General features: G+C 70.8%; 11 protein-coding genes. 5 read left to right on the top strand and 6 right to left on the bottom strand.

Features of this window, described 5'->3' with window-relative positions:
* The first annotated feature begins 5 nt into the window (after positions 1–5).
* Entirely contained in the window at positions 6–980 is a 975-nt protein-coding gene (locus ACZ63D_RS16790; protein ID WP_465355199.1) for an NADPH:quinone oxidoreductase family protein, read from the top strand.
* Positions 981–1,014: 34 nt separating this feature from the next.
* Here the strand turns inward: ACZ63D_RS16790 and ACZ63D_RS16785 are convergent, their stop codons facing one another.
* The 3 genes from ACZ63D_RS16785 to ACZ63D_RS16775 all read right to left on the bottom strand — a co-directional run bounded on the left by ACZ63D_RS16785 (position 1,015) and on the right by ACZ63D_RS16775 (position 5,872).
* Positions 1,015–1,848: an MmyB family transcriptional regulator gene (locus ACZ63D_RS16785; protein WP_465355198.1), complete on the bottom strand. Its 834-nt coding sequence runs from the start codon at positions 1,846–1,848 to the stop codon at positions 1,015–1,017.
* Positions 1,849–1,902: 54 nt separating this feature from the next.
* Positions 1,903–2,778 (bottom strand): NADP-dependent oxidoreductase, encoded by an 876-nt coding sequence (locus ACZ63D_RS16780; protein WP_465355197.1) that lies wholly within the window; start codon positions 2,776–2,778, stop codon positions 1,903–1,905.
* A gap of 100 nt (positions 2,779–2,878) precedes the next feature.
* Complete coding sequence (locus ACZ63D_RS16775) at positions 2,879–5,872, bottom strand: AfsR/SARP family transcriptional regulator (protein WP_465355196.1); 2,994 nt, start codon at positions 5,870–5,872, stop codon at positions 2,879–2,881.
* A gap of 79 nt (positions 5,873–5,951) precedes the next feature.
* On the opposite strand from ACZ63D_RS16775, the gene ACZ63D_RS16770 reads away from it, so the two are divergent.
* The 3 genes from ACZ63D_RS16770 to ACZ63D_RS16760 all read left to right on the top strand — a co-directional run bounded on the left by ACZ63D_RS16770 (position 5,952) and on the right by ACZ63D_RS16760 (position 9,776).
* Positions 5,952–7,136 carry an MFS transporter gene (locus ACZ63D_RS16770; RefSeq protein ID WP_465355195.1) on the top strand — a complete coding sequence of 395 codons (1,185 nt, stop codon included), beginning with the start codon at positions 5,952–5,954 and terminating at the stop codon, positions 7,134–7,136.
* A 32-nt stretch (positions 7,137–7,168) separates the two neighbouring features.
* A complete protein-coding gene (locus ACZ63D_RS16765; protein WP_465355194.1) occupies positions 7,169–8,008 on the top strand; it encodes a helix-turn-helix transcriptional regulator in 840 nt (279 codons plus the stop codon).
* Between the two features lie 394 nt (positions 8,009–8,402).
* Positions 8,403–9,776, top strand: coding sequence for an MFS transporter (locus tag ACZ63D_RS16760; RefSeq protein ID WP_465355193.1), 1,374 nt, complete (start codon positions 8,403–8,405; stop codon positions 9,774–9,776).
* Here the strand turns inward: ACZ63D_RS16760 and ACZ63D_RS16755 are convergent.
* The 3 genes from ACZ63D_RS16755 to ACZ63D_RS16745 form a co-directional block, all read right to left on the bottom strand.
* Positions 9,773–10,270 carry a GNAT family N-acetyltransferase gene (locus ACZ63D_RS16755; RefSeq protein WP_465355192.1) on the bottom strand — a complete coding sequence of 166 codons (498 nt, stop codon included), beginning with the start codon at positions 10,268–10,270 and terminating at the stop codon, positions 9,773–9,775. The genes ACZ63D_RS16760 and ACZ63D_RS16755 overlap by 4 nt on opposite strands.
* 65 nt (positions 10,271–10,335) lie before the next feature.
* Positions 10,336–11,109: a thioesterase II family protein gene (locus ACZ63D_RS16750; RefSeq protein ID WP_465355191.1), complete on the bottom strand. Its 774-nt coding sequence runs from the start codon at positions 11,107–11,109 to the stop codon at positions 10,336–10,338.
* Positions 11,106–11,906 (bottom strand): AfsR/SARP family transcriptional regulator, encoded by an 801-nt coding sequence (locus ACZ63D_RS16745; RefSeq protein ID WP_465355190.1) that lies wholly within the window; start codon positions 11,904–11,906, stop codon positions 11,106–11,108. Before ACZ63D_RS16745 ends, ACZ63D_RS16750 begins: the two co-directional genes overlap by 4 nt.
* A 1,110-nt stretch (positions 11,907–13,016) precedes the next feature.
* Here ACZ63D_RS16745 and ACZ63D_RS16740 point away from each other — a divergent pair.
* Positions 13,017–16,067 (top strand): AfsR/SARP family transcriptional regulator, encoded by a 3,051-nt coding sequence (locus ACZ63D_RS16740; protein ID WP_465355189.1) that lies wholly within the window; start codon positions 13,017–13,019, stop codon positions 16,065–16,067.
* Positions 16,068–16,241: the final 174 nt, after the last annotated feature.

Genomic DNA, 16,241 nt, shown 5'->3' with positions numbered 1-16,241 from the left:
AACGCATGAAAGCCGTACACATCAAGGATCTCGAAGGCCCGTCGACCGTTTCAGTGGTCGAGGCAGATGCGCCTTCGCGCGCGGACGACCAGGTGCTGATCGACGTGCACGCGGCCGGGGTGGCGTTCCCGGACCTGCTCCAGACGCGCGGGCTGTACCAGGTGAAACCAGAGCTGCCGTTCATCCCGGGCGCGGAAGTCGCCGGGATCGTGGCCGAGGCTCCGGACGGCGCGGCGGTCAAGGCCGGGGACCGGGTCGCGGCGCTGCCGTTCCTGGGCGGGTTCGCCGAGCGGGTCGCGTGCGCGGCGGACGCGGTGTTCCCGATTCCGGACGACCTCGGCTTCCACCAGGCGGCGGCGATCCCGTTCAACTACCTGACCGCGCATTTCGCGCTGTGCCGCCGCGGCCGGATGGCGGCCGGGGAGACCGTGCTGGTGCACGGCGCGGCCGGCGGGGTCGGGACGGCGGTCATCCAGGTGGCGAAGGCGTTCGGCGCGGGCAAGGTGCTCGGAGTGGTGTCGACGCCGGAGAAGGGCGAGGCGGCGGTCGCGGCCGGGGCGGACGAATACGTGCTGGCGGACGGTTTCAAGGACGCGGTGAAGGCGTCGACCGGCGGCCGCGGGGTCGACCTGATCGCGGACGTCGTCGGCGGAGACCGGTTCACCGATTCCCTGCGGTGCCTCGCCGCGGACGGGCGGATGCTGGTCATCGGGTTCACCGGCGGGTCGATCCCCGAGGTGAAGGTGAACCGGTTGCTGCTCAACAACTTGGACGTCGTGGGCGTCGGATGGGGCGCGTACGCGCTGCCTCGGCCGGGATACCTGCAGGGGCAGTGGGCGGAACTGCTGCCGAAGCTGGCGGAGGGCGCGATCGTGCCGCCGCTGGGCGGGAGTTACCCGCTCGGGCAGGTGCGGGAGGCGCTGGAGGCCATCGAGAATCGGAAGGCGATGGGGAAGCTCATTTTGCAGGTTCGTCCTTAGTGGACCGTGCGGCGCCGAGTGTGTCCATTGTGGACTAATGGGGTGCGAGGTCCTGGGTGCCGATGGCGGCTAGCAGCTCCAAGCCGTCGCTGCCGGGTGGCGCGGTGAACCACAGGAGCCGCTGGCCGCCGTCTTCGCTGAGCAGGTTCATGCAGTCGAGTTCGAGGACGCCGAGCGTCGGGTGCACGAGCCGTTTGCGGTCCGTGCGCCGGACGGCGACCTCGTGCTGGTCCCAGAGGCGGGCGAATTCCTCGCTGCGGGCGTGCAGGGCCGCGAGAAGTTCGCCGGCCAGTGCGTCGCGGCGGCGTTTGGCGATCGCGGCGCGCAGGTCGGCGACGAAGACGCGCGATTGGTGCTTGTGTTCGTCGGGGTGGTACCGCTCGCGCGCGGCGGGGTCGGTGAACCACTGGTAGACGAAGCTGGCCTCGACGCCGTCGCCGGGAGCCGGGGCGCCGAGCAGCGCCTCGGCGAGCCGGTTCTGCACGAGCGGCACGCTGAGGTCGGTCATGACCTGGGCGGGTGTGGCGGTCAGCTGCTCGAGAAGGTTGAGCAGGGCGGGCTGGACGTGCGCGTTGCCGCTCGACGCGGGCGGGAGCGGGCGGCCAGCCAGGTGGTAGAGGTGGTCGCGCTCGTCGCTGGTCAGCCGCAGCGCGCGGGCCAACGCGGCGAGCATCTGCTCGGACGGCTGGGCGCCGCGGCCCTGCTCCAGCTGCACGTAGTAGTCCACCGAGGCGCGCGCCAGGGTGGCCACCTCGTCGCGGCGCAGCCCGGTCACTCGGCGGCGCGGCCCCGCGAAGAGGCCGACGTCCGCCGGGCTGATCCGGTCTCGCCGCGACTTGAGGTAGCCGCCTAGTTCGCGCAGGTCCATGCCGCCCACTATGCCTCGGGGCGAGCGGCCGCAACCAGGCGTCGTCATCGCCACCTAGGCGACTTCGAGGAGGACCTTGCCGCGGGCGTGGCCTTCGGCGAGGTAGGCGAGTGCCCGCGCGCCGTCGGTCAGCGGGTAGGTGCGGTCGACCAGCACTTCGAGGCCCAGATCTGCCACCTTGGCCAGCCGGGCCGCGTCTGAGGCGTGGAGCACGAACTCGGCTCCTTCGGCCGGGGTCGGGGTGGTGACCAGCCGACCGCCCGGTTTCAGCACCTGCCGTGATCGGTTCACGACCTCGCCGCCGACGGTGTCGAGCACGACGTCGATTCCTTCGAGCTGGCGCTCGAAGGCGTTCTCGCGGTAGTCGATGACGGACTCGGCGCCGAGCTTCTCCGCGAGGGCGACGCCCGACCCGGATGCAGTCGCGAAGACCCTCGCGCCGAGCCGCCGGGCGATCTGGACCGCGAAGCTGCCGACGCCCCCAGCTGCGGCGTGCACGAGAACTGTCTGTCCAGGTTGGACGTTCGCGACCTCGACCAATGCCTGCCAGGCGGTCGCGGCGGCGGTGGGCAGGCCTGCCGCGGTTGTCAGGCTGACACCGGACGGTGCTGGGACGAGCTGCGCCGCGTCGATCACGAGCTGCTCGGCGAACGCGCCGCCGCTGACGGGGTCGAGGCGGCCGATGACCGGGTCGCCGACCTGCCATCCCGAGGCGGCTTCGGCGATCCGGCCGGAGAAGTCGGTGCCCAGGACGTAGGGGAGGGCGGCGGGGAAGTAGTCCTGCATGGTTCCGGAGGCGATTTTGAGGTCGAGCGGGTTGGCCGCCGCGGCCACGACATCGACTACGACTTGGCCCGGCCCGGGGACGGGTGCGGGGAGGTCGGCGAGGGCGGCGTCGGTGCCGAAGGCGTTGATGCGCAGTGCTTTCACGAGGGTTGCTCCAGTCCGGCCGCCGGGGTGCGGCTCTGTTGCCAGGGTGCGGCGGCTGGAGCGGCGGAGCTAGGCGGTGCTTGTCCTGGTGACGGCGTCGCTACCCAGCAGAAGCAAGAGCGGCTGCCTCGGCCGACATTTGGGCTCCGCGCTCGAATGCCGCGGTGAAGGCGGATTCGCCGAGGGAGGATCGAGCGGCCTGCGCGATCCGGTCCACGTCAGCCCGCTCGGCCGCCGGGAGTGGGGCGTCGACACTGCGCCGCGCCGCGTCCGCCGCACCCAGCAGCACGGCGGCGGACTCCGGAGCCACCGTCCCGGCCAGCCCTTCCAACGACAGCGCGAAAGCCCGGGGCTCGTCCAGCAGCCGCGCGTATTCCAAGCCCTGCAGGTGATTTTTCTGCGCCTGCGCCAAATCTCCGCGAAGCTCGGCGATGAAACCGAGTTCCGCATACAGCAGATGGTCGCCCGCCGTCGAGGACAGGCCGCGGTATTCGTCGCGGATGCGGGTCAGGTGATGCTCGGCGGCATCGAGGTCGCCGGAGCGGCGGGCACCCAGCGCCAGGCCCATTTCGGCGTGGAGCCGGCCGTAGGTGTAACCGTGGTCGGCTGCGATGCGGAGAGCTTGTTCGTGCAGGTCTCGGGCTCGTTGCCAGTCGCGCTCGAGCAGGGCCAGGCGGCCAAGGCCGGACAATCTCGCGGACACTTCCGCTTGCCAGTCCAGTTCGCGCGCGATCGCGAGCCCTTCGTGCTGGCGGCGCGCGGCTTCGGCGTAGTCGCCCTTGATTTCGGCGAGCGCGGCCAGCGGCGGGATGGTCTGCATCTCGCCCCACCGGTCGCCGAGGCGGCGGAAGATCTCGGCGCTGCGCCGACCGTCCCGGCCCAGCCCGGCGAGATCCCCGCGGACCAGGCCGAGCATCGCGCGCAGGCCGAGCGTCGCGGCGACGCCCCATTCGTCGTCTTCGGCAGTCGCGAGGGCGAGGGCGCGTGCGTTCATCTCCTCGCTGGCGGCGAGGTCGCCGACGCTGAACAGGCTGTAGGCTCGCAGCCACAAGGCACGGACGCTCTTCGGGGAATCCGGTGGGGCTTGTTCTCCGGTCAGCAGGGCGAACGATCCATTGAGGACAGTGAGTTCCGGATCCGCTGGGACGACCCTCGAAACGGCGGACAGCATCCGGCGGCCTTCGGTCAGTCGGCCGCGCAGCAGCCACCACCAGGACAGCGCCGTCGCGAGCCGCATCGCCTCGGCGGGCGACCGGCGGATCGCCTCGTCCAGTGCGGCGCGCAGGTTGCCCGCTTCGGCGTCCAGCCGGGTAAGCCATGCACGTTGTTCGGTGCCGTGCAATTGGGCGCTCTCGGCGATGCGCAGGTAATGGCGCAGGTGCCGATCGCGCGTCCCGGCTGGGTCGGTCAGGCGCTCGATGGCATACGCGGCAACGGATTCCAGCAGCCGGTACCGGATCCCGGCCGGTCCGTCCGTGACCGCCACCAGCGACCGGTCGACCAGCCGAAGCACGAGATCGACCACGTCGCCGTCTCCCGCGCAGACGGCTTCGGCGGCGGCGAGGTCGAAACTGTCGCGGTGGACGGCCAGTCTGCTGAGGACAGTCCGCTCCGGTTCGCTGAGCAGCTCCCAGCTCCAGTCGAGCACCGCGCGCAGGGTCTGCTGCCGCGCCGGAGCGCCGCGCGACCCCCGGGTCAGGACGGCGAACCGGTCGTTGAGCCGGGCCGCCAGTTCCCGTACGCCCAAGCCGCGCACGCGGGTGGCCGCCAGTTCCAGCGCGAGCGGAAGACCGTCGAGGCGGCGGCAGATCTCGGCGATCGTGGCGGGATCACCCGCGAAACCCGGCGCGGAAGCGGCTGCTCGTTCGGTGAACAGCCGCACGGCGTCGTCGGGCGCGAGCGGCTCGACGGGGAACACGGCCTCGCCCGGCAGTCCGAGCGGTTCCTGGCTGGTGGCGAGAATGCGCAGGTCACGGGTGGTGCGGAGGAGTGTTTCGACGAGTTCGGCGGCGGCTTCGACGACGTGCTCGCAGTTGTCCAGGACGAGCAGCAGCCGCCGGTCGCGCAGGGCGGTGGCGAGCCGGTGGACCGGGGAGGCGGAGTCGGCCGAATCGCGGATTCCGAGCACGGCGGAGACCGTCTCGGCGAGGTCGGCCGCGGAGCCGCGCACGCCCGCGAATTCGATCAGCCACGCACCGTCCGGTGCGGTCCGCGCGGCACCCGCCACGGCCACTGCCAGCCGTGACTTGCCGACCCCGCCCGGCCCGGTCAGCGTCACCAGCCGGGCCGAGAGTCCGGCCAGCCGGGCGAGCGCGGCATCCCGGCCGATCAACGGGGTCAGCGGGCGGGGAAGGTTGCCGCGAGGTTCGGCGGCAAGCCCGGGGTCTTGGCGGAGCAGCGATTCGTACAGCGCGCGCAGCTCCGGGCTCGGGTCGACGCCCAGCTCCTCAGCGAGCCGGGTGCGGAGATCGGTATAGGAGGCAAGGGCTTCGCTCTGCCGTCCGCGCAGATACAGCGCGCGCATGTGCGCTGCCCGCAAGCCTTCCCGGAGAGGATGCTGCGCGATGACGTCCGCCAGCTCGTCTGCGGCGGAGTAGTCGCCTGCTTCGACTTGCGCCTTGGCTTGTTCTTCTACCGCAGCCAGGCGCAGTTCGGACAACCGATGCGCGGCCGGTCGCGCGAACTCCTCGTCGGCGAAGTCGGCGAACGCCTCACCGCGCCACAGGGCCAGGGCTTCGGCGAAGCGCGCAGCCCGGGCTTGGGGGTCCGCCGTCGCGCGAGCCTGGGCGACGAGGTCGCGGAACTCAGCGGCGTCGGAGCGGCCGATCCGGAGCCGGTAGCCCGCCGGTTGCCGTTCGACGCCGTCCCGCCCGACGATCCGGCGCAGCTGCGACACCTTGGCCTGCAACGCGCCTGCCGGTTTGCCGGGCGGGTGCTCGCCCCACAGGTCTTGGATGAGCCGGTCCGCGCTGACCGGTCCGCCGTCGCTGGCCAGAAGCGTCGCGAGCAGTGCGCGCACTTTCGCTTCGGGCACGGTGACCAGGGTGCCTGTCTCGTCCCACACCGCGAGCGGGCCGAGCACCCCGAACCGCATGCGTCGCTCCCGTCGCGCCATCAGGTCACCGTCAGTCGATCGTAAGCATTCCCGAAGGCCCGGTCCGCACTGTGGACGCATGAGCTCCACCTCAGTCGCGGCCGCGCCTACCCGGCGGCTTCCGCTTTTCGCACTCCTGTCCCTCGCCACCGCGGTGTTCATCACCAGCCTCACCGAGACGCTGCCCGCCGGCCTGCTGCCCGCGATGAGCCGCTCGCTCGGCGTCAGCGAATCCGCCACCGGCCAAACCGTCACGGTCTATGCGCTGGGCACCGTGCTGACCGCGATCCCACTGTCCACCATCACCGCCGGCTGGCGGCGCAAACGGTTGCTGCTGACCGCGATGGCCGGATTCGCCGTGGCCAACACCGTCACCGCCGTGTCGTCGGAGTACAGCCTGACGATGGTCGCGCGCTTCGTCGCGGGCGTCGCGGCCGGTCTCGCGTGGGCGTTGCTGGCCGGATACGCCCGGCGTTTGGTGGCGCCCGCTTTGCAGGGGCGTGCCATTGCAATCGCCATGGCTGGTATCCCAGTCGCGCTGTGCCTCGGCGTGCCCGCCGGGACCTTCGTCGGCCAGCTCACCGGCTGGCGCACCGCGTTTCTCGCCATGACCGTGCTCACGCTGGTGTTGCTGGCCTGGATCGGCGTGGCCGTGCCGGACTTCCCCGGCCAAGCCGGGGGAACGCGCCCGAAGATGCTGCCCGCCCTGCGGATCCCCGGAGTCGCGGCGGTCCTGTTCGTCACGCTGGTGTTCGTGCTGGCGCACACCGTCCTGTACGCCTACCTCGCCACCTTCCTCACCGGTCTCGGCATGGGCGATCAAACCGACCTGGTCCTGCTCGCCTTCGGCCTCGCTTCGATCGCGAGCATCTGGATCGTCGGCGCGCAGATCCATCGTCGGCTGCGGTTGCTGATGGTCGTCAGCGCGCTGCTGGTGGCCGTCGCCGCGGCGTTGCTCGCGACCGGGCCTGCGCTGGTGTACGTCGCCGCCGCGTTGTGGGGCCTCGGCTGGGGCGGGGTGCCGACCCTGCTGCAGACCGCGGCCGGGGACGCGGGCGGCGCTTCCGCGGACACCGTCCAGGCGATGCTCGTGACACTGTGGAACGCCGCGATGGCCGCTGGTGGCGTGGTGGGCGGGGTGCTGCTGGACGTCGCTGGCAGCGGGTCCTTCCCGTGGGCGGTGCTGGTGCTGATGGCGCCGGTGGTGGCGGTCGTGCTTTTCGCCCGGCGGCACGGTTTCCCGGCGCGGGACCCGCGCGCTTGACGCCGGCTGGCCCGGCGATCTTGGATGGAACCGTGCCAGATCCCGTGAACACCGACCTCGGAAGCTACCTGCGCCGGATGCGCGAACGCCTCCAACCCGCCGAAATCGGCCTGGTCAGCCGCGGTTCCCGGCGGGTGCCCGGCCTGCGGCGGGAGGAGGTCGCCGCGCTCGCCGGGGTCAGCTCGACCTACTACACCCGGCTCGAACAGGCGCGGACCGCGCACGCGTCGCCGGAAGTGCTGTCCGCGATCGCCCGCGCGCTGGACCTGAACGCGGCCGAGGAAGCGCACCTGCTCAAGATCGGCACGGCCGCGCCCGCCCCGCCGGTGCGCCCGCCCACGACCGACGAGGTCACCCCGCGGACCCGCATGCTGGTGAACACCCTCGCCGACGCCGCGGTCGCGGTGCTCAATTTCCGCTGCGACATCCTGGCGTGGAATTCGCTGTTCCACAAACTGTTCGCCGCGCACCTGGATTTCGCCGCGCCCGACCGGGACCGGCCGAACGTGATCAAGCTGAACTTCCTCGACGACAACGTGCGCGCGCTGTACGCGGACTGGCCGCTGGAGGCCCAGCAGAACGTCTCCTACCTGCGCTACATCGCCGGTGACCACCGGCACGACCCGCGGCTGGCCGAGCTGATCGGCGAGCTGACCATGGCCAGCGCGGAATTCGCGGAACTGTGGGTCGGCCAGACGGTCGGGAACTGCACAGCGGGGACGAAAACGTTCCGGCATCCGACGGTGGGGCGGTTCGAGCTGATGTACCAGTCCGCGGAACTGGGGGACGGGACGATTCTGAAGATCTACCACGCGGAGCCGGGGTCCTCGCACGAGGCGGCGATGAAGCTGCTCGGCACTGAGCTGGGTTGACCTCGCTGCGGGCCTGGGTTTCCCGCACGCGGCGGGGCTTTCTGGTGACGGTCTGGAGTCGGTTGCAGTCGTGGGCGGCCGGTGCTGAACCTGCCGGGGGCCTGGTGGTGTCGCGTGGTGTGCCCGGCGCGCGGAGCCGGGTCGGCTGCGGCCCGGTCGTTCCCGCCGACCCGGGGCCACGGGTCTTGCGTGGAGTTCCGGGGAAGCTCCCTGCTGACGGTCCGCAGTCGTGGGCGGCCGGTGCTGAACCCTGAAACCTGCTGGTGTTCTGTGGTGCGCTCGGCCTGCGGAGCCGTGTCGCCCGTAGCGCCGACCCGGCCGCAGCCTGCCACTGGCAGTGCTAGTCACAGCGGGGATCTGGCTGTTTCCCGCCACCGCCTCGAAGCTAAGCGGCATGACGACCGATACCGCTCCCGTCCGCCTGACCGGCCGCCGCGTGGTGGTGCTCGTGGTTCTGCTGGCCGCGCAGTTCATGCTGGCGGCGGATTTCTCCGTGCTGAACGTCGCGCTCCCGCGGGTCGGGGCGGACCTCGGCTTTCTCTCCGGCGATCTGCAATGGATCGCCACCGTGTTCGCGTTGTGCGCGGCTGGCTGCACCCTGGTGTTCGGCCGCGTCGGCGATTACCTCGGCCGCCGCCGGATTTTCGTGGCCGGGATGGCGGTGCTCGGCCTCGCCTCGGTGGTCGGCGGGCTCGCCGGTTCGCCCGCGGTGCTGCTCGTCGCGCGGACGCTGCAGGGCCTCGCCACCGCCGCGGTCACCCCGGCCGCGCTCGCGCTGCTCACCGCCGCGTTCCCGGAACCTTCCCTGCGCACCAAGGCATTGGGGCTCAACGGGGTGAGGATGAGCTCCGGTTTCACCGTCGGCTCGATCCTCGGCGGGCTGCTCACCGACCTGCTCTCCTGGCGCTGGGCGTTCTTCCTCAACGTGCCGGTCGCGCTCGCCGCGCTGCTGGTCGTACCGCTCGTGGTCCCGGAAAGCCGCGCGGAAAACCGCCGGAAGCCCGACGTGCCCGGGGCGGTGCTCATCACCACCGGGCTGTTCGCCGGGATCTACGGCGTCACCCGCGTCGCCGAGTCCGGTTTGGACTCCGGGACGCTCTTTTCGCTGGCGCTGGCGGCTGTCCTGCTGATCGCGTTCGCGATCGTGGAGAGCCGGACCGCCGACCCGCTCGTGCCGGTCGCCATCCTTCGCCACCCCGACATCGCCTACGGCAACGTGGCAGCGCTGTTCCTCTTCGGCGGCGAGACCGCGCTGATCTTCTTCACCGGTTTGTACGTCCAGAATGTCCTTGGCTATTCGTCGCTGGTCGCCGGGCTGGTGCTGGTCGGAATTGGCGTCGGGCAGATCCTCGGCGGCAGCATCGGCCCGAGGGTCCTCGCGAAGGTTCCGCCGCGCACGATGCTCGGCGTGGCGCTGGTCGGCCAGGGCGCGTTCATGCTGCCCGGCCTGTGGCTGGCGGCCACGAACGGCTGGCTGGCGATCCTGATCGCCGCTGAGTTCGTGAACGCGGTCTTCTCGATGCTGGCGATGCTGTCGTTCCTGGTGCTCACCACTTCCGCGGCCGACGCGGACACCCAAGGACTCGCCACGGGAATGGCCACGCAGAGCCAGCAAATCGGCATGGCGATCGGGATTCCGTTGCTGAGCGCGGTTTTCACCAGCGTCACCACCGGCGAGCTGGACGCCATCCGGACCGCGATCGGGGCGGACGCGTTCGCCCTGCTCGCCGTCGGCGTGTTCGCCTTGCTGCGCAAGGGAAAACGTTAAACGCTCTTCGTCAGGAAAACCGCCCCGCGAATGTGCTTCCCGAGCGTGTTCGCGGGCGGTTCGGCCACCTGGTACCCGGCGCGGCGGTACATCGTCAGGTTCCGTTCGCTGCCCGATCCGGTGTAGAGCGCCAGGCTGGCCGCCTGCGGCGGGGCCTGCTGTTCGGCGTAGCTCAGCAGCCACCGGCCGACGCCCTGTCCGGCGAGATCGGGCGCCACCATCAGGCGGCCGATCTCCCAGCGGTCCTCTTCGAGATGGGCGCGGACCGCGGCGACGAGCCGCCCGGCAAGCCGGAGCGTCCACACGCGCGTGGCCGCGATCCAGCCGCGCACGGTGTCCAGGTCTTCGTGCAGCGCGGGAACGTCGAAGGTGTCGTTGACGATCGCCTGCGGGACCCAGCAGCATCGTTGCAGCACCAGGAGTTCGGCGGCGTCGGCGGCTTGGGCTTCGGACAGCTGGGCATCGGCGAGCGGCAAGGCGGCGAGATCGGTCACGTCTGGTGATCTTGCGCGCCGGACCAACCGCTGTCCAGCGAATTTCCGCCGCCCGCCGAGCCGGTTCACTCCGCGCATCCCTCCACAGTGGACAGTACGGTGGCGGTGAGCTCCCGCAGCACCGGAGCCGGATCGTCGTGCAGGTAGAAGTGCCCGCCGGGAAACACCTTGACCGAGAAACGGTCCCCGGCGACCTCGCGCCAGCCCGCCAGCCATTCGGGCCCGGCGAGATGATCGGTCTCCCCGCCGAAAACGGTGACCGGGCAAGGCAGCCGCACCGGTTGTCCGGTGTCGTAGAACTCTTCCACCAGCGTCAGATCCGCGCGCAGGGCCGGGAGCACCAGTTCGAGCAGCTCCGGTCGCTCCAGCACCTCCGGCGGAGTGCCGCCCAGTTCGGTCATCGACCGGATCAGCGCCGCGTCGCCGCGGTCGCCGAAACGGCGGGCGGGCGGCGCGCCGGGAGGGCGGACGCCGGACACGATCAGCTGGGCGGGCAGCGGGCCGCCGTGTCCGGCCAGCCGCCGGGTGACCTCGTAGGCGAGGTAGGCGCCCATGCTGTGGCCGAACAGGGCGAACGATCCGGACGGCAGCGGAGCGAACAGTTCCTCGGCCAGTGCGGTCGTCAGCTCGGCGAGGTCGGAGTACGGGGTCTCGAACAGGCGCGGGCCGCGGCCGGGCAATTCCACCGGGATGAAATCGGGGCCCGGCAGGCGCGTCCAGGGCAGGTAGTGGGCTCCGCCGCCGCCGGCGTGGGGGAGGCAGTAGACCGGGAACCGGCCGGTCGGCGCCTTGTCCCGGTGCCACGGGGTCCAGCCGGGGGCGGGGCGGGTCGCGGTCACGGCGCGGCCGTCAGGTGCTCGCGGGTGAGCTTGCCGCGGATCGCGTGCTCGTACAGCTGCCGGGTGCGGCGGTCCGGTTCCACCTGCAGTTCGTCCCGCAGCCGGACTTCGCACAGCCGGTACCAGCGGATTACCTGGTTCAGCTGGCCGAGCAGCCCGTGCAGCACCATCAGCGACCGGTAGACCTTCTCGTGCAGCGGGTCCACCTCGAGGATCCGCCTGCAGGAGCCGACCGCGCCCTGGAAGTCGGCTTCGCGCAGCTGGCTTTCGACGATGTACTCCATCGTGCACAGAAACCGGCTGCGCAGCCATTCCCGGTATTCGGCGGCCCACGGAAGGTGCACGCCGGGCAGGAAATCGCCGGGGTAGAGGCCGGCCGCGCGCTGGTAGCGCAGCAGCGCCCCGGCGTCGTTTCCTTCCCGCTGCAAAACGTAGCCGTAGTCGACCAGCTCGTTGAACCGCTCGAAATCGACGAGCACATTGTCGGCGCTCAGCCGGTAGCCGCTCTCGGTGGTGACCAGCCGCAGCGACGAGCAGGGGCCGTCCTGCGCGCCGTGCTCGGCGAGCACCCGGCGCAGGACGTGCGCGGCGACCTTGAGCGAGCTGGAACCGTTGGACCAGGCCGATTCGGGCCAGAGCGCGTCGTTGAGCTGATCGCGCGAAACGCCGCGCCCGCGCCGCAGCAGCAGGTACTGCAGCAGCTGGCACGCTTTGCTCGCGCGCCAGCGTTCGATCGGTTCGCCGTCGACGGCCACGTGAAATCCGCCGAGCGTGCGCACGACGATCGATTCGTTCATCGGACCGCGGGCTAGGCCGCCGGAAAAGATTTCGGCGAGGTGGTCCTCGCTTTTCGCCGCTGCCGGGTTCCGGAGTGGTTTTCGGACGGTTTCATTACTGGACATGAGGCCTCGATCCAACTATTCGCGGGGAAATCGGAAATGCTCTCGTTTTCGATATCGAGGAGTTGTGCCGAGCCTAAGCGGCGGCCGGCGCACGTCGCAAGGCGGCGCGGGCCGGTGATCGTCTCGCCGGCGGGACGGCGTTTCCCGCCGCCGTTTGCCGCGGCCGGGAGAAATCTGGCATCACGCAAAAAACGGCGAATCCCCGGCGGTATTCAGCGTCGTCTCGCGGTCCGTTTCCGGCAGGTGCGCGCCCCAGTCGAAGAGGTGTCGCCAGGGCACAGTTTCCGGTGTGGACGGGCAACCGGGCGAGCCGTTCCGGATCGCGGACGAACCGCGCTGGGCGGGCACAACGGGCGGCCCGGCCGCGAAACGGAGTCGAACAAGTACTGTCCGCCGCGATCCTGACTAACTGTGGTCGCTTGACTACTTCGCCGCCGAGGACTTGACTGCGTTGCTGCGGCATGGTTTCTCTTGAAGATATGATCAGCCTCGTCCGCGCGCCTTTGCCGGCGCGAGAGCGGTATTCCGCGAGTGTGCCCGATGTGCCGCTCGGCGGTACCTCTCCGGGCGGGATTTTCGAGTCTCCGATACAGGCGCGGCGGCTCCTTCGGGCAAGTGCGCGGCGCGGCGGCGAACGCTGCCGCGGCGGCCCCGGTCTGCGATAACGGCCGCTTCACCGGCTAACCGGGCCGGACGTCGTTCCGGCGCCGGGCCCGCCGTCCCGGGATTTTCCGCGACGCGCGGTAAATGCTTTCTCTTGGTGCGCCGGTTGTTCCGGTCCCGCCCGGTAGTCTTGCGTTCCCATGATTACGCCGCCCCCGACCGCAGGAGCATCGTCATGTCTTGTCAACGCTGCGCTCGGCGTACGTCCGGGAAAAGCCGCAGCGCAAGACTGGCGCAGTACCAGATAACGATGTTCTTGTCGAATTTCCGGTGCGGTGGCGGGAAGCGTGACGGCGCGGGCGGAAATCGATTCCCCGCCCGGGAAAGACAGCGGTGAACCGGATGTCCAGTACGGGGGAGGGGCCGCGGCTGCGGGTGAACGTCCTGGGGCCGGTGGAATGCCAGGTCGGCGGGGACCGGGTCCGGTTGGGCGGGCTCGTGCAGGAACGCGTGCTCGCAGCGCTGGCGCTGGAGGCGGGCCGCCCGTTGCGCGTCGCGCAGCTCGTCGGCGCGGTGTGGGACGAAACGCCGCCCGCGACCGCCGTCCACCAGGTGCGCAAGGCGGTCGCCGGCCTGCGGCAGCTCATCCCGGACGGCGCGGAAGTGCTGGTCACCGAGTCTTCGGGGTACCGGATGCTGCTCGAAACCGGGCAGCTGGACCTCCGGGAATTCTCCGCGTCGCTCACCGGGGCCCGGGACGCGCTGGCGAAGCACGAGGCCGAGCAGGCGGCGCGGCATTTGGAGCACGCGCTCGCGCTGTGGCGCGGCCCGGCCGTCGCCGGCGGCGAGGGCGGCCTGTCGATCCAGGCCGCGAACACCGCGTTGCAGGAACAGCGCGTCGCCGCGATGGAACAGCTGATCGACCTGCGGCTGGCCCGCGGCGAGCATTCCGAGCTGGTGGGAGAACTGCGCACGCACATCGCCGCGCACCCGCTGCGGGAGCGGCTTCGCGGCCAGCTGATGCTCGCGCTGTACCGGTCGGGACGGCAGGTCGAGGCGCTGGACGAGTTCGCCCGGGTGCGCGCGCTGCTGTCCGAGGAACTCGGCCTCGATCCCGGCGCGGACCTGGTCAAGCTGCACGAGCAGATCCTGCGCAACGATCCGGGGCTGGCCGCGCCCGCGACCGCACGCGCGGTGCCGGAGAAGGCGCCGGTGCTCCTCGAGCCGGAGAAACCGGTCAAGGCGTACTCGCTGCCCAACGACCTGACCGACTTCATCGGCCGCGAATACGAACTCGGCATTCTCAAGTCCTATATCGACCGGGCGCCGCAGCAGGGCCCGTGCGTCGTCGCGATCGACGGGATGGGCGGGGCGGGCAAGACCTCGCTCGCGATCCGCGTCGCGTATTCGGTTTCCGACCGCTACCGCGACGCGCAGCTTTACCTCGATCTTCGCGGTTTCACCCCCGACGAGAAGCCGATGACCGCGCACGCGGCGGCCGAGGCGCTGCTGCGGATGCAGGGCGTGCCGACCGACCATCTGCCGGACGAGCCCGCGGCGCGGATCAACCTGTGGCGCACCGCGGTCGCCGACCGGAGCGTGCTGCTGCTGCTGGACAACGTGTGCGACGTGGCTCAGGTCCGGCCGATCCTGCCGCCGAATTCCCAGTCGCTGGTGCTGATCACCAGCCGCAACCGGCTGATCGACCTCGACGGCGCGCACTGGATGTCGCTGGGCACGATGACCGACGAGGACGGCAACGCGATGGCCGCCGCGGTGCTGAGCACGCGGCGCGCGGCGGCCGAACCGGAGGCGGTCGCCGACCTGGTCGAACTGTGCGGGCACCTGCCGCTGGCGATGCGGATCGCGCTCGGCAGGCTCGCGAACCGGCCGCGCTGGTCGATCGGGTACCTCGTCGACCGGATGAGCGACGAATCGCGCCGGCTCGACGAACTGCGCTCCGGCCAGCGCGGCGTCGACCTGACGCTCAAGATCTCCTACGAGGGCCTCGATTCCCGCTACCGCGCGGCGTTCCGGCTGCTCGGGCTCCATCCGGGACGGGACATCGACGTCGACTCCGCGGCGGCGCTGCTCGGATCGTCGGAGAACGAGGCCGAGGACATCCTCGAGGTGCTGCTCGACGCGCACATGCTGCAGCAGCACGAATTCGGGTACTACGCTTTCCATGATCTGGTGCGGAGTTTCGTGCGGCAGGTGCTGCGAGCCTCCGGCCCCAGCCCGGCGCCGGACGTCCAGGAAGCACTGGAACGGCTGCTCGACTATCTGGTCGGGGCCAGCGATCAGGTGTGCGACATCCTCTTTCCAGGGCGTCTCCGGTTGTCGCGGCGGCTTGACCCGGGCCGGCCCGCGCCTCGGCAGCTGGACGATCCGAAGCTGGCGCGCGAGTGGCTGGCGCGGGAGCAGGGGACGCTGGAAGCCGCCGCGGTGCTGGCGCACGAGAAGGGGTATGACCGGCACGTCGTGCATCTGGCGCGGAATGTCGTTTTTCAGCTTGACGCGGTGGGGTTGTACACGGCTTTCGCTGAGCTGGCGGAGCTTTCGGTGGCGTCGTCGCGGCGGCTGGGGGATCCGGAGCTGCTGCGGTTGAGCCTGTCCAATCTCGCGGTGGCGGCGTGGAAACTCGGGCGGTTCGAGACGGGGATCGCCGCGGCCGCGGAGGCGTTGGAGATCGCCGGGAAGCTGGGGGACCGGCGGGGATTCGCCAAGGACACCGGGATGCTGGGGCTGCTGACCGGGACGGTGGGGCGGTTCGAGGAAGCGTTGCCGTTGCTGCGGGAGTCGATCCGGATCAAGCGGGAGCTGGGGGCCGGGCGGGCTGAGGCCGAGTCGTTGGTGAATCTCAGTTCGCTGTATGAGCAGTGGGCCCGGTATCCGGAGGCGGCGGAGGCCGCGTTGCGGGCGGTCGAGCTGGACAGCGAGCTCGGGATTCATGAGCACGAGGTGATCGCTCGGATCGATCTCGCGCATGCTTATCTCGGTGCGGGGGAGGCCGGGAAGGCGGACGAGCAGTTGCGGCGGGCCCGGGGGATCGTCGAGGAGTTCGGGGCGTCGGCGGGGGAGGCGGCGCTGGTGTTCGCGTTGTCGGCGGTGACTGTGCATCGGCTGGGGTCCGACGGGGACGCGGAGAAGTTCGCTGAGCTGGCGTTGCGGCATGGGCGGGATCATTGGACGCCTATCCGGCAGGTGGAGATCGACAACCTGATCGGAGGGCTGCGGCGGGGGCAGGGGCGGTTCGCCGAGGCGGTTTCGCATTACGAGCGGGCGTATCGGGTGGCCGCGGCGATCGGGTATCGGGTGGCTGAGGCTCGCGGGCTGGTGGGGGCGGGGGAGGCGGAGACCGCGCTCGGGAAGGCGGAGGCCGGGCGGGGGCATTGTGGTGCGGGGAATGGGATTTTTGATGAGTTGGGGGTGCCGGAGGCGGCTCGGGGGTGAGGTCGGCTCCTGGTTCCGGTTTTGGGCGGGGGACCTGTTGCGTGGGGGCACCCCGAAGGTTGATGGTGACTACGGCGCGGGGGGGGGGGGGTGGGGGGGGGAGAGGGGGGGGGAAAAAAACCCCCCCGGCGTGGGGGGTTTGGGTGTGGGGGTGGGGGGGGGGGTGGGGGGGTT

This window comes from Amycolatopsis sp. NPDC104775 (genome assembly GCF_055583325.1).
Note: the sequence above shows the minus strand (reverse complement) of the source record. Positions and strands in the feature narration are given on the sequence as shown.

Bases quoted from the DNA above. Each gene is read 5' to 3' on its own strand.
- ACZ63D_RS16790 (WP_465355199.1), top strand. From the start codon at position 6: ATGAAAGCCGTACACATCAAGGATCTCGAAGGCCCGTCGACCGTTTCA.
- ACZ63D_RS16785 (WP_465355198.1), bottom strand. From the start codon at position 1,848: ATGGACCTGCGCGAACTAGGCGGCTACCTCAAGTCGCGGCGAGACCGG.
- ACZ63D_RS16775 (WP_465355196.1), bottom strand. From the start codon at position 5,872: ATGCGGTTCGGGGTGCTCGGCCCGCTCGCGGTGTGGGACGAGACAGGC.
- ACZ63D_RS16770 (WP_465355195.1), top strand. From the start codon at position 5,952: ATGAGCTCCACCTCAGTCGCGGCCGCGCCTACCCGGCGGCTTCCGCTT.
- ACZ63D_RS16760 (WP_465355193.1), top strand. From the start codon at position 8,403: ATGACGACCGATACCGCTCCCGTCCGCCTGACCGGCCGCCGCGTGGTG.
- ACZ63D_RS16745 (WP_465355190.1), bottom strand. From the start codon at position 11,906: ATGAACGAATCGATCGTCGTGCGCACGCTCGGCGGATTTCACGTGGCC.
- ACZ63D_RS16740 (WP_465355189.1), top strand. From the start codon at position 13,017: ATGTCCAGTACGGGGGAGGGGCCGCGGCTGCGGGTGAACGTCCTGGGG.